Origin of the sequence: Micromonospora sp. WMMC264 (assembly GCF_027497275.1) — a bacterium.
Classification (GTDB): Bacteria; Actinomycetota; Actinomycetes; order Mycobacteriales; family Micromonosporaceae; genus Micromonospora; species Micromonospora chalcea.
The window spans coordinates 4,339,634-4,352,596 of record NZ_CP114907.1; the positions used below are offsets into that span (position 1 = coordinate 4,339,634).

Sequence of the window (12,963 nt, forward strand, 5' to 3'; positions counted from 1 at the left end):
AAGTTGGCGGCGTTCCGCGTCCGATTTGACGCCGCCAACTTCATGATCAACCGGGAGAACGCGGTCAGCCGGCCAGGTGGCTCCAGCGGGGTTCCAGGTCGGTCCAGGCGCCCTGGTCGGCCACCGTGCCGTCGATCAGCACCACCACGTGGTCGGCCCGGACCAGCGCGGCCCGCTTCGCGGTCGAGCCGACCACAGTCACCCCGTGCTCGCGCAGCGCCGCCCACAACGCCAGCTCCGTGCTCACGTCCAGCGCCGACGACACGTCGTCGGCCACCAGCAGCTCGGTACGCGGCGCGAGCGCCCGGGCCAGCGCCAGCCGCTGGAGCTGACCACCGGAGAGCCGGGTGCCCTTGTGCCCGATCAGCAACCCGAGCCCGCCTCCCGCGGCGGCCAGGTCGTGTTCGAGCTGGGCGGTCGAGACCGCACCGGCGGCGTCCACCTGGTGCCCGAGCGCGATGTTGTCGGCCACCGTCCCGGAGAGCACCCGGGGCAGCTGACCCACGTACCCGACCTGGTTGGGGCGCAGGAACATCTCCGGCTCGGTCACCGGGTCGCCGTTCCAGCGCAGCTCGCCGACGTGGTGCACGATCCCGGCGAGTGCGCGCAGCAGCGACGACTTGCCGGACCCGACCGGGCCGACGACGAGCACCAGCTGCCCGCGCTCGACCACCAGGTCGACGTCGCGCACGGCCAGCGTGCCGTCGGAGTGCAGCGCGCCGAAGCCAGCCAGCTCCAGGCGGCGCAGCGGGTGCCGGGGCGGCGGCTCGGGCGCGGGCGCGGTGCCCGCGACCAGGTCCAGTCCGGGCACCGGCGCCGCGTACACGGCCTCGCCGGTCATCGCCACCGTCCGCTTCGTCCACACCCGCGCCGACGGGTACTGCGAGACCAGTGACGCGGTGGTCCACGCGAACCAGCGGGCCGCGCCGAGCGTGGAGACGGCCACCAGCGTGGCGCCGGCGGACAGCCCGCCGGCCAGGTAGAGCGCCCACGCGCCGATCGGCAGCAGGCCGCTGGCCACCGACGGGGTGGACCGGGCCCACACCTGCATGGCGATCTCGCGCCGCTGCCGCTCGCTGCGTACCTCGTCGAGCCGGGCGAGGTGCCGCAGCACCGGGCGGGTGGCGCCGGCCAGCTTCACCGTACGGGCGGCGGACAGCGCGGAGACCAGCGCGGTGGCGAACGCGGCGCGCGCCTTCACCGTGCCGGCCGCGGTGCGTTCCAGCCGCGGCCCGAACAGCGTCGCCGCCAGCCCGGAGACCACCATCGTGCCGACGAAGAACAACGCCGGTACGAAGCTGCCGGTCACCAGCGTCATGGTGACCACGATGACCAGCGAGATGAACTGGTCCATCAGGTTGTCGGCCAGGTGCACCACCCGGTCGGTGTCACCGCCCTGGGCCACCACCTCGGCCGGGGTGTGCCCGCTGACCCGGCGCGCGCCGGTCTGCCCGTGCACCAGCCGGGCGCTGATCCGCAGCATCTGCCGGATCCACCACTGCGGGAACCACAGGTTCGTCAGGTACGGCAGCGGCAGCACCACGAGCAGCGCGGCCACGATGCCCAGCGCCGGCAGCCACGGGTCGCCGCCGCCGACCAGGTCGGCCCAGAGCCAGGGCAGCACCGCGCCGTCCATCCCGAGCACCGTCATCACGATGAACAGGCCGACCGAGATCAGGCCGTACCGCGGGTCGTTGAGGCCCAGCCGGAGGATCTCCCGCATGGTCCGCGCGGGCGGCGCGGGCGGCGCGGGTGGCGGGTCGGCGCGCGGCACGGCGGCCGGCCGCGTCGCGGGCGCGGTGGGCGTCGCGGGCGCGTCGTCCCAGGCGGGCGCGTCGAGCAGGTCGACGCCGCCGCGCCGGGCGCCCACCCCGGCGTACGCCCCGGCGTGGCTGGTGGCGAGCAGTTCGGCGAAGCGGGCCGACTCGCGCAGCGGACCGGCCTCCAGCACCGCTCCGTCGGCCATCACGACCACCTCGTCGCAGCGGCGCACCGAGGAGAGCCGGTGCGCGATGACGATGCCGATCCGGTCGGTGAGCAGCCGTTCGGTGGCCTCGCGTACCCGGTTCTCGGTGACCGGGTCGAGCCGCGCGGTGGCCTCGTCGAGGATCACCACGTGCGGGTCGCGGACCAGGATGCGGGCGAACGCGACGAGCTGCTCCTGCCCGGCGGAGAGCACGTAGCCGCCGTCGCCGAGCCGGGTGTGCACGCCGTCGGGCAGCTCGGCGATCCAGCCGGACAGGCCCAGCTCGGCCAGCGCCCGCTCGGCGGCGTCCAGCAGCTCCGGGTCGAACAGCGCCACGTTCTCGGCGAGCGTCCCGGCCAGGATCTCGGTGCGCTGCGGCACCACGGCGATCCACCGGCGCAGTTCCTCGACGTCCAGGTCGACCAGGTCGGTGTCGCCGAGGAACACCGTGCCGCGGGGCACGTCCACCGCCCGGGTGAGCACCTTTGCCAGCGTCGACTTGCCCGAGCCGGTACGCCCGACGAGCGCGTACGAGCGGCCCCGGACGAAGTCGAGGCGCACGTCGCGCAGCGCCGGCCCGCGCTCGTCCCCGCCGGCCGGGTAGCGGTAGGTGAGCCCGCGCACGGTCAGGTCGCCGTCGACGGGGGTGGCCCCGCCTTCCGGCTCCTGCGGCGACCCGGCGAGCAGTTGCACCCGGCCCCACGCGCCGAACGCCTGCTGCAGGTGCGGCACCCAGCGGGCGATGTGCTCGACAGTCGCGCCGAACGCGATGGCCAGCAGCCAGATCCCGGTCAGCCGGGCGGCGTCGACGCGGCCGGTGGCGAGCGCCCACGCGCCGCCCAGCACCACACCGGCGATGCCGACCCGGACCGCGCCGGCGGCGGCCGCGGTGACCCGGGCGGAGAGCCGGAACACCCGGACGCACCGGGCGATCACCTCGGCCGCGCGGCGGGCGTAGAGGCGCAGCACGTACGGCCGGGCGAGGCTGGTGCGCACGTCGTCCTGCCCGTGCACCGCCTCCTCCATCACCGCCGCGAGGTCCGACCACGCCTCCTCCTCGGCCATCCGGGCCGGGGCGATCCGGGCGGTCGGGCGGCGCAGCGTCACCGCAAGCAGGGAGGTGAGCACGATCATGCCGACACCGGCGGGCCACCAGACGATCAGCGCGCTCACCGTCGCGAGGACGCAGACCGCGAGGCCCTGCGCCAGCCGTACGCCGGTGTTCCGCATCTCGGCGGCGACCTGGTAGACGTCGTTGTCGATCCGGTCGAGCAACTCGCCGACCGGCGTGGTCTCCAGGGTGGGCAGGTCCTGGCCGAGCGCGACCCGGCAGAGCCGCCGCCGCACGTCGGCCGACCAGTCGGCGGTGAGCCGCGCCATGATCAGGCCGATCAGCAGGTCGGTGACGACAGCGGCGACGAGCGCCACCGCGAGCGCGACGAACCAGCCGGACGAACGGTGCACCAGCACCGGCCCGGCCAGCGCGGACGCGGCCGCCTGGCCAGCGGCCCCGAGCACGATCAGCAGCAGGACCGCCGCCATCCGCCGGGGCGCCGTGGCCCAGAGATCTCGGAGCAGGCGCATGGAAGGTCCTCCGGACTCGGATCGGTGGGGGCGGTGACCTCACCCTCACCCTTCCGGCGGCCCGGAATCAACCGAATTACCGACCGCTGGTCAGGTCCGGGCGACCCGCCGGACGATGCCGAGCAGCGACTCCTGCACCTCGTCGATCGAGCGGTCCGGCGAGAAGACGAGCCAGTCCACCGCCACCACCAGCCCGACGCCGAACAGCGCCGAGCTGGCGGTACGCACGTCCAGGTCGGCCGGGAGGTCGCCGCTGTCCACGCCGGCCTGCACCGTGTCGGCGATCACCGCGATGGCCTCGCCGCGCAGCAGCCGCAACGTCTGCTGCCACTCCCGGTTGGTCCGCCACATCTCCGAGAGCAGCAGCTGGGCGAAGGCGCGGTAGCGGCGGATGTACTCCAGTTGCGCGCGGACCAGCGCGCCCAGCGCCTCCAGCGGCGGCAGCCCGTCCACGGCGGCCCGGAACTCGGCGGTGAGCAAACCGATGCCGTGCCGCAGCAGCTCCTCGAACAGGACGGTCTTCGACTCGAAGTTGTAGTAGACGGTCCCCTTCGCCACGCCGGCCCGGGCCGCGATGTCGTCCACCGTGGTGGCCGAGAAGCCCTGCTCGGCGATGAGGTCCACCGCCGCCACGAAGAGGCGCTGGCGGGTGTCCTCGCGCCGGCGTGTCCGTCCGTCCGTCACCGGCTCATCCTCACATGGTCAGTTCGGGGTGCAGCTTGGCCGGGGTCAGCCGGCGGGAGCGGCGGGCTGCGCCGACGGTGAGCGCCATGGCGCCCAGCCCGAACGCGAGCAGCACCAGCGCGCCGGTGACCACCGGGGCGGTGGTGCCGCCGTTGATGGTGTGCCGCAGGCCGTCCACCACGTACGTCATCGGCAGCCAGGGGTGGATCGCCTGGAAGAAGCCGGGCGACGTCTGCACCGGGTAGGTGCCGCCGGACGAGGTGAGCTGGAGCATCAGCAGCGCCAGCGCGGCCAGCCGCCCGGCCGGGCCGAGCGCCACGCCGAGCAGTTGCATGATCGCGGTGAACGCCAGCGAGGTGAGCGCGAGCAGCCCGAACGTGGCCGCCCCGTGCCGCGGGTCGAGCCCGACCCCGAGCGTCACCACCGTGTAGAGCACGGTGACCTGGGCCAGGCCGATGCCCGCGGCCGGGAGCCACCCGGCGAGCACGACCCGCCAGCCGGGAGCGCCGGACATCACGTGCCGCCGGTTGACCGGCCGCAACAGCATGTACGTGATCATCGCGCCGACCCAGAGCGCCAGCGACAGGAAGTACGGGGCGAAGCCCACGCCGTACGAGCCGGCCGGGTTCTGCGAGTCGCGGATCAGGCCGACCGGGTCGCCGAGGACGCCGGCGCGGGTGGTCGCGTCGTCGTACCCGGGTAGTTTCCGCTCCCCGGCGGCGAGCCCGTCGGCGAGGTCGCCGGCGCCGCCCTCCAGCCGGGTCAGCCCGTCGACCAGCCGGTTGCTGCCGCTGCCGAGCTGGGCCAGGCCGCCGTCGAGCTGGCGGGCGCCGGTGGCGAGCCGGTAGAGGCCGCCGCGCAGCTCGGTCGCGCCGGTCGACGCGTCGCCGAGGCCGTCGCGGAGCTTGGCGCTGCCCTGGGCCAGCGTGGCGAGCCCGCCGGCCAGCTCGTTCACCTTGGCGCGGGCGGAGGCGACGTCGTCGGCCAGGTGCGGCGCGGCGGCGGCGACCTCCCGGGCGGTCTTCGCCACGTCGGTCATCTGCTTGCGCAGCGTGGCCATGTCGGTCTCGTCGAGCGCGGCCACCACGGAGCGGGCCTGCGTGACGGCCCGGTCGGCGGCCTTGCGGGCGGCGGCGAAGTCCGGGTCGTCCGCCAGTTCGGGGTGTTCCTTCGCGACCGCGTCGAGCCGGTCACGGATCTCCTCGGCGGTCGCCACCACCTCGGCGGCCTTGCCGGGGAGCGCGTCCAGCCCGGCGGCGAGCTGCTGCGCGCCGTCGGCGACGAGCGTGGCCGCCTTCTCGATCTTGTCGGCGTTGCGGCGCAGCACCGGCTCGTACTTGTCGGCGGCGGCGTTCACCGTCGCCGCCGCGGCCTTGGTCTCGGTGGCGGCGCGCCCGGCGCCGTCGGCGAGCTGGGCGGCGCCGGTACGCAACTGGTCGAGGCCCTTGGCGAGCTTGTCCGCGCCCTGGACGGACTGGTTCAGTCCACCGGTGAGCTGCCCGGCGCCGTCCGAGGCGTCACCGAGCCCGTCGGCGAGCTGATCGGCCCCCCGCTGGGAGCTGCCGAGCCCGTCGGCGATCTTCCCGGCGCCGTCGGCGGCGCGGCCGGTCTCGGCCTTGGCATCGGTGAAGCCGATCAGCATCCGGTCGAAGTACGTGGCGGCGGTGCTCTGCGCGGCGGCGGCCCGGATCTCGCTGAACGCCGACCGGGCGAGCAGACCGGAGAGGTAGTTGGTGGCGTCGTCGTTGACGACCTTCAGCTCACCCTGCCGGGCCGGACGGTCCGGTTCCGGGGCGGCGGCGAGCGAGGCGGAGAAGTCCTCCGGAATGGAGAAGACCAGGTGGTAGCGCCCGTCGCGCAGCCCCTTCGCGGCGTCGGCCTGGTCGGTCACGGTCCAGCCGAACACCTTGCGGTCGAGCAGCTTCTCGGTGAGGTCGCGCCCGGCGTGCACCTCGCTGCCGTCGCCGGCGGTGGCCGGGCGGTCGGCGTTGACCAGGGCGACCGGGATGCGGTCCATCTTCCCGTAGGGATCCCAGAACGCGTACAGGTAGAGCGCGCCGTAGAGCAGCGGGACGATGGTGAGCACGGCCAGGGCGGCGCGCGGCAGCCGGCCCCGGGTCATCCGGCGCAGCTCGAACAGGGCAAGTCGCAGGACGCTCATGCGGGCACCTCGGCGGGACGGTCGGGAGCGGGCTCGGCGGTAAGGGCGGGGGCGGGCACTGCCGGGTCGCCGATGCGGTGCACGGTGGCGGCGACGCCGGGTTCGACCGCGCGGGCGCTGGCGACCACCGCGTACCCCTGATCGGCGAGGCGTTCCAGCGCGCCCCACATCCACTCCCGCTCGGGGCGGTCGGCGCCGGCGTCCACGTCGTCGGCGACGATCAGGCTGGGGCCGCCGAGGCTGGCCAGCACCAGGCCGAGCACCTGCCGTTCGACGGGGGTGAGGTCTCTGCCGTACCGGTCGGGGTCGAGTGGCGCGTCGGTGAGGCCGGCGCCGGCGACGGCGGCGGCGTAGGCGTCGCGGCGGTAGGCCCGGCGGGCCCGCACCGCGGCCACCGGCACCAGGCGCCGACGGCGGCGCGGCACCGGCCCGAGCAGCAGCAGCCGTTCGGTGATGTGCTCGGCGACGGTGAGCGTCGGGTCGGGCTCGTGCACGCCGGCCACCTGGCCGAGCGCGGCCGGGCCCCGGCGGCGCAGCTCGCCGTGGCTGTGCGGGAAGCGCCCGGCGAGCGTGAGCAGCAGAGAGGTGCGTCCGCTGCCGGGCGGGCCGGTGACCGCGACCAGCTCACCGCTCGCGGCGGTGAGGTCGACGTCCCGGTAGACCCAGCCGCGGCGCGTCCGCAGCCCCAGGCCGCTGGTCTCGACGATGTTCATCAGACCCCGAATTCCGAACTGACTAGTCAGTATAAAAACATGCCCAGCCTAGCGCCGGGTGTCCGGTTCGGGACCTCCGGCGGGACGTGATCCTCAGAACAGCACTGTGGCGAGCGTGCCGACCGGGCGGAAGCCGCAGCGCTCGTAGACCCGGCGGGCGGGCAGGTTGAAGTCGTTCACGTAGAGGCTCACGGTGGGCGCGACCCGGTCCAGCGCGTCGCGCACCACAGCGGCCATCGCGGCGGTGGCGATGCCCCGGCCCCGCCACTCGGGCGCCACCCAGACGCCCTGCACCTGCGCGGTCCGGCGGGTCACCACCGCCAGCTCCGCCTTGAAGACCACCCGCCCGTCGACGAAACGGGCGTAGGCGCGGCCGGCGCGCACCAACTCGGTCACCCGGCGCCGGTAGCCGCGCCCGCCGTCCTCGGCCAGCGGCGACACCCCGACCTCCTCGGTGTACATCGCCACCGCGGCCGGGAACAGCCGGTCGACCTCACTGCCGCGCACCCGCCGCACGTCCGGGTCGGGCGCCACGGCGGGCAGCGCGTCAGTCGCCAGCAAGGGCTGGTTCGGGCGTACGTCCCGGGCCGGCCCCCAGTACGCGGAGAGGCGGTCCCAGAGCCCGAGTACGGCGTCGGCGCGGCCCACGATCGAGGAACAGAGTCGCTCCTGCCCGCTCAACTGCTCGGCGAACGCGGTCACCGCCGGCTCGGACGCGAGCACCGGCGTCAGGTTGCCACCCAGCCAGCAGATCGACTCCAGGTTGCGGCGGGAGCCGTAGCCGAGGATCCGCGCCTCGGCCCGCCACCAGGCCAGCCCGCGCGCCGCCACCCGCTCGGCGACCTGCGCGCCGGCGTACGGGTCGAGGTCGAGCAGCCGCTCGACCGCGCGGCGCTCCGACTCCCCGAGTTGGCGTACCGGCATCGTGAGCACGGTTACCAGCCTGCCAGATCCGCGCCGGGGCGCGCGGGCCGACCGGGCACCCCGGACCGCTCCGGTGAGCGGCGGCTCAGCCGACCGTCACGGGCGCCGGTTCGGGCACGGGCGGCCGGGTCCGGGCGGCCCACCGCACCACCGGCGGCACGAGTGCGCCGAGCAGCAGGAACACCCCGCCGAGCACCAGCCAGCCGGGCACGCCCCAGCCGATCGCGAGCGTGGTCACCACCACCGGGGCGACCATCGAGCCGAGCTGCATGCCCATCCCGTACGCCCCCTGATACTGGCCGTGCGCGTGCGCCGGGGCCAGCCCGAACGAGATGCCCCAGCCGGCCGCCGCGTGCCACAACTCCCCCACCACGTGCACCAGCGCGCCGGCCAGCAGCAGCGGCACCGCCACCGCGACCGGTACGCCGCCACCGGCGGCGAACAGCGCGCAGGCGCCGGCGAGCAGGACGCCGGCCCGGCGGGCGGCCCGGCCCGCGCCGGTCAGGTCCTCGGTGCCCCGCGAGGCGCGGACCTGGAACAGGATCACCACCACCGTGTTGACGAGCAGGCAGACGGAGATCAGCCAGTTGGGCGCGGTGGTGTGCCCGGCGATCCAGAGCGGCAGGGCGATGTTGATCAGCGAGAAGTGCATGGACATCAGCCCGTCCAGCACGGTGAAGGCGAGGAACGGGCGGTCCCGCAGCGCGATCAGCCGCGGTCCGTGCGCCGGGGCGGGCACCGGCGGGACCGGCGGGAGCCGCAGCAGCACCGCCGCCGCCAGCACGTAGGTCGCGGCGTCGAGCAGGATCAGCGTGACGTACGCGCCGCGGGTGTCGGCGGCGAGCGCGAACCCGGCCAGCACGGTGCCCACCGAGATGCCGACGTTGGTGACCGCGCGCAGGTAGGCGCGGGTGCGGACCCGCTGGTCGGGTGGGACGGCGCCGGCGATCAGCGCGCCCCGGGCGCCCCGGGTGCCCGCGTCGGCGAGCGCCATCAGCACGCCGACGGCCAGGAAGCCGGGGAACGAGCGCACCGCTACCAGCGCGGCGGTGCACCCGGCCGAGGCGAGCAGCGCGGCCATCTGGAGCCCGCGCGGGCCGAGGCGGTCGGCCAGGTAGCCCATCGGCGTGCTCGCCACCAGGCTGACCAGCGCGGTGAGGGTGAGCGCCACGCCGACCTCGGCCACCGTGAGCCCGACCGATCGGGTGAGGAAGAGCGCGCTGGCGGTGAGCCAGGTGCCCCGCCCGACGGTGTTGACGAGCGTGGAGAGGGCGAGGGTCCGGGACGGGCCCGGTTCGGGAAGCAGGCGCACGCCGGCAGCCTAACAGTACGAACGTACGGTTTGCAGCCGAGTTCCATCCGCGTCTTGTCGGCGATGCATTGCCGATATATCGTTGATGCATCAGTGATACGACGACAGAAGGAGAGCCCTGATGGGTTTCCATCGACGCATGCACGCCATGCACGACGAGATGCGCCGCCGGGGCGGCTTCGGCTTCCCGCCCGTACCCCCCGGTCCGCCGCCCTTCCCGCCCGGACCGCACGGCCACGGGCGGGGCCGCGGCGGGCGCGGACGAGGCCGGCGGCCCAACGTGCGCGGCGCCGTGCTGGCCCTGCTCACCGAACGTCCGATGCACGGCTACGAGATGATCCAGGAGATCGACTCCCGCACCGGCGGGGCCTGGCGGCCCAGCCCCGGCTCGATCTACCCGACGCTGCAACTGCTGGAGGACGAGGGCGTCATCGCGACCGCCGCGGACTCCGAGGGCGGGCGCAAACGCTTCGCGCTCACCGAACAGGGCCAGGCCGAGGCGACCGCCGCTGCGCAGACCCCGCCCTGGGCGGAGTTCGCCGAGCAGACGGTAAACAGCTGGCACGACATCCGCGACGCCGGCGCGCAGGCCATGCAGGCGCTGCGGCAGGTGATGACCACCGGCACCGACGACCAGCGCGCCCGCGCCGCGCAGGTACTCGACGAGACGCGGCGCAAGCTCTACGCCATCCTCGCCGAGTCCGAGTGAGCGCCGCCGCCGCGACGGCACGCCGGCCGGACCACGACCGGCGTGCCGTCAGGCCCGGCGCGCGGTGACGAGCAGGTACTCCCAGCGCATCACGCCGCCGTCCAGGTGCCGGGCGGCCAGGTCGGTCAGCGCGCGGTCGAGCCCGGCCGTACGCTCCGGGTCGCCCGCGTTCGCGCGGTAGGCCGCCACAGTCGGTCCGTAGTGGGTCGCGAAGAAGTCCCGGAACTGTTCCGGCGTGGCGAACCGGTCCACCACCACGGCGTCGCGCCCCAGCGTGAGCGCGTCGACCCGGTCGCCGAACAACTCCCGGACGTGGTTCTCGTCGCCCCAGAGCGGGGGCGGCTGCGCGCCCGGCGGCGGTGGCGGCGCGAACGGCCGCATGGCCGCGAACAACTGGCCCACGAAGCCCTCCGGGGTCCAGTTGACCAGGCCGATCGTCCCGCCCGGCCGGCACACCCGCAGCAACTCGTCGGCGGCGACCCGGTGCCGTGGCGCGAACATCACGCCCACACAGGACAGCACCGCGTCGAACGCGCCGTCGGCGTACGGCAGCGCCTCCGCGTCCGCCTCCTCCCAGATCAGCGTCACGCCCTCCCGCTCGGCCGCCGCCCGCCCGATCGCCAGCAACTCCGGGGTGAGGTCCCCGGCCACCACCTGCGCGCCGGTCCGGGCCGCCGGCAGAGCCGCGTTGCCGGTCCCGGCCGCCACGTCCAGCACCCGCATGCCCGGTCCCACTCCGGCGGCCCGGACCAGCGTCGCCCCCAACTGCGGGATCACCTGCGCGGCCACTGCGGAGTAGTCGCCCAGCGCCCACATCGCGCGGTGCCGGGCCTTCACCGCCGCGTCCTGTTCCCGTTCCTCGATCATCTGTCGCTCCTCAGCTGTCGTCCCTGCACAGGACGCTAGGCAGCGGACGACACGGCCCCCAGTACGAGATCTGTACCGCTCCCGACAGGCGCCTGGCCGGGCCGCCGGGCCGGGCGTAGCGTGCCCGCCATGGGGGCCTCCTACCACCAGTTCTGCCCCGTGGCGAAGGCCATGGAACTGCTCGACGAGCGGTGGACGCTGCTCGTGGTCCGGGAGCTGGTCAGCGGCTCGGAACGCTTCAACGAGCTGCGCCGGGGCCTGCCCCGGATGTCGCCCACGCTGCTGTCGCGCCGGCTGCACCAGCTCGTCCGCGCCGGGGTGGTGGAGCGGCGGGTCGACGGCGCCGACGTGCGCTACGTCCCGACCGCCGCCGGGCGGGAGCTGCGGCCCGTGCTGGAGGCGCTCGGCGCCTGGGGCGTGCGCTGGATCGGCGAGCTGGGCGACGCCGACCTGGACCCGAAGCTGCTGCTGTGGGACATGCACCGGCACGTCGACCACGACGCGGTCCCGCCGGGGCGTACCGTCGTACGGTTCCGCTTCCGGGACGTGCCGGCGGCGCAGCGCGACTGGTGGCTGGTGATCGCCGCGGGCGAAGCCGACGTCTGCGACATCGACCCCGGGCACGACGTGACGGTGACCGTCACCGCGGACCTGCGTGCCCTGGTGCAGGTCTGGATGGGCGACCTGGGGTGGGCGGCGGCGCTGCGCGGCGGCGCGGTGGAGGTGAGCGGGCCGGAGGCGCTGCGGCGTGCCGCGCCCGGCTGGTTCACGCTCTCCCCGTTCGCCGCCGTGCCCCGGCCCTGAGACGGCGCGTGCGGCCGCCCCCGACGGGGACGGCCGCACGGCGACGCGGAGAACAGATCAGTGCACGGTGACGGTGGCGCCGCCCGGCACCAGGTCGCGCAGCTCCTCGGGGATCTCGGCGCCCATCTCGTCGGCGATCCGCAGCGCCTCCTCGATCAGCGTCTCCACGATCTGCGCCTCGGGCACGGTCTTGACGACCTTGCCCTTGACGAAGATCTGGCCCTTGCCGTTGCCCGAGGCAACGCCCAGGTCTGCCTCGCGGGCCTCACCCGGACCGTTCACCACGCAGCCCATGACCGCGACGCGCAGCGGCACCGGCAGGCCCTCCAGACCGGCGGTGACCTCCTCGGCCAGCTTGTAGACGTCGACCTGCGCCCGCCCGCAGGACGGGCAGGAGACGATCTCCAGGCCGCGCTCGCGCAGGCCCAGCGACTCCAGGATCGCGGCGCCGACCTTGATCTCCTCGACCGGCGGGGCGGACAGCGAGACCCGGATGGTGTCGCCGATCCCCTCGGCCAGCAGCGCGCCGAACGCCACCGCCGACTTGATCGTGCCCTGGAACGCCGGGCCGGCCTCGGTGACGCCGAGGTGCAGCGGGTAGTCGCACTTCTCGGCCAGCAGCCGGTACGCGCGGATCATCACCACCGGGTCGTTGTGCTTGACCGAGATCTTGATGTCCCGGAAGCCGTGCTCCTCGAACAGCGAGCACTCCCACAGCGCCGACTCGACCAGCGCCTCGGCGGTGGCCTTGCCGTACTTGGCCAGCAGGCGCTTGTCGAGCGAGCCCGCGTTGACGCCGATCCGGATCGGCACACCCGCGTCGCCGGCGGCCCGCGCGATCTCCTTGACCTTGTCGTCGAACTGCCGGATGTTGCCGGGGTTCACCCGCACCGCGGCGCAGCCGGCGTCGATCGCCGCGAAGACGTACTTCGGCTGGAAGTGGATGTCGGCGATCACCGGGATCTGCGACTTCTTGGCGATCGCGGGCAGCGCCTCCACGTCGTCCTGCGACGGCACGGCGACCCGGACGATCTGGCAGCCGGACGCGGTCAGCTCGGCGATCTGCTGGAGCGTGGCGTTGACGTCGGCGGTGAGGGTGGTGGTCATGGACTGCACCGAGACCGGCGCGCCGCCGCCGACCGGCACCGAACCGACCATGATCTGGCGGCTGGCCCGGCGCGGGGCCAGCGGCGGCGGCGGTACGGGGGGCATACCGAGACTGACAGCGGTCACTTCAGG

At 74.6% G+C, this 12,963-nt stretch carries 10 protein-coding genes; 2 read left to right on the forward strand and 8 right to left on the reverse strand.

Annotated elements, in window-relative coordinates; translation table 11 throughout:
• Window positions 1–64: 64 nt before the first annotated feature.
• From O7542_RS18785 to O7542_RS18810, 6 genes are all read right to left on the reverse strand, one after another.
• Window positions 65–3,550 carry an ABC transporter ATP-binding protein gene (locus O7542_RS18785; RefSeq protein WP_281604965.1) on the reverse strand — a complete coding sequence of 1,162 codons (3,486 nt, stop codon included), beginning with the start codon at window positions 3,548–3,550 and terminating at the stop codon, window positions 65–67.
• A gap of 90 nt (window positions 3,551–3,640) precedes the next feature.
• Window positions 3,641–4,234: a TetR/AcrR family transcriptional regulator gene (locus tag O7542_RS18790; RefSeq protein WP_030504220.1), complete on the reverse strand. Its 594-nt coding sequence runs from the start codon at window positions 4,232–4,234 to the stop codon at window positions 3,641–3,643.
• A gap of 10 nt (window positions 4,235–4,244) precedes the next feature.
• Complete coding sequence (locus tag O7542_RS18795) at window positions 4,245–6,395, reverse strand: YhgE/Pip domain-containing protein (protein WP_281604966.1); 2,151 nt, start codon at window positions 6,393–6,395, stop codon at window positions 4,245–4,247.
• The gene (locus O7542_RS18800) at window positions 6,392–7,108 is read right to left on the reverse strand and encodes an ATP-binding cassette domain-containing protein (RefSeq protein WP_281604967.1); all 717 of its coding nucleotides are present in this window, start codon (window positions 7,106–7,108) and stop codon (window positions 6,392–6,394) included. Before O7542_RS18800 ends, O7542_RS18795 begins: the two co-directional genes overlap by 4 nt.
• Window positions 7,109–7,201: 93 nt before the next feature.
• Window positions 7,202–8,041 (reverse strand): DUF4081 domain-containing GNAT family N-acetyltransferase, encoded by an 840-nt coding sequence (locus O7542_RS18805; protein ID WP_043325861.1) that lies wholly within the window; start codon window positions 8,039–8,041, stop codon window positions 7,202–7,204.
• A gap of 76 nt (window positions 8,042–8,117) precedes the next feature.
• Window positions 8,118–9,344: an MFS transporter gene (locus tag O7542_RS18810; RefSeq protein WP_064447064.1), complete on the reverse strand. Its 1,227-nt coding sequence runs from the start codon at window positions 9,342–9,344 to the stop codon at window positions 8,118–8,120.
• A gap of 121 nt (window positions 9,345–9,465) precedes the next feature.
• Between O7542_RS18810 and O7542_RS18815 the strand changes: the two genes are divergently transcribed.
• Entirely contained in the window at window positions 9,466–10,053 is a 588-nt protein-coding gene (locus O7542_RS18815) for a helix-turn-helix transcriptional regulator (protein WP_030504225.1), read from the forward strand.
• Window positions 10,054–10,101: 48 nt separating this feature from the next.
• On the opposite strand, the gene O7542_RS18820 is transcribed toward O7542_RS18815, so the two are convergent.
• Window positions 10,102–10,920 (reverse strand): class I SAM-dependent methyltransferase, encoded by an 819-nt coding sequence (locus O7542_RS18820; protein ID WP_209960388.1) that lies wholly within the window; start codon window positions 10,918–10,920, stop codon window positions 10,102–10,104.
• Between the two features lie 129 nt (window positions 10,921–11,049).
• On the opposite strand from O7542_RS18820, the gene O7542_RS18825 reads away from it, so the two are divergent.
• Window positions 11,050–11,724, forward strand: coding sequence for a helix-turn-helix domain-containing protein (locus tag O7542_RS18825; protein ID WP_043325864.1), 675 nt, complete (start codon window positions 11,050–11,052; stop codon window positions 11,722–11,724).
• A gap of 57 nt (window positions 11,725–11,781) precedes the next feature.
• Here O7542_RS18825 and ispG read toward each other — a convergent pair whose 3' ends face one another.
• Complete coding sequence (ispG, locus tag O7542_RS18830) at window positions 11,782–12,957, reverse strand: flavodoxin-dependent (E)-4-hydroxy-3-methylbut-2-enyl-diphosphate synthase (RefSeq protein WP_030504228.1); 1,176 nt, start codon at window positions 12,955–12,957, stop codon at window positions 11,782–11,784.
• Window positions 12,958–12,963 lie beyond the last annotated feature (6 nt).

Coding starts and splice junctions, on each gene's coding strand:
- O7542_RS18795 (WP_281604966.1), bottom strand. CDS start 6,395: ATGAGCGTCCTGCGACTTGCCCTGTTCGAGCTGCGCCGGATGACCCGG.
- O7542_RS18785 (WP_281604965.1), bottom strand. CDS start 3,550: ATGCGCCTGCTCCGAGATCTCTGGGCCACGGCGCCCCGGCGGATGGCG.
- O7542_RS18820 (WP_209960388.1), bottom strand. CDS start 10,920: ATGATCGAGGAACGGGAACAGGACGCGGCGGTGAAGGCCCGGCACCGC.
- O7542_RS18815 (WP_030504225.1), top strand. CDS start 9,466: ATGGGTTTCCATCGACGCATGCACGCCATGCACGACGAGATGCGCCGC.
- O7542_RS18800 (WP_281604967.1), bottom strand. CDS start 7,108: ATGAACATCGTCGAGACCAGCGGCCTGGGGCTGCGGACGCGCCGCGGC.
- O7542_RS18825 (WP_043325864.1), top strand. CDS start 11,050: ATGGGGGCCTCCTACCACCAGTTCTGCCCCGTGGCGAAGGCCATGGAA.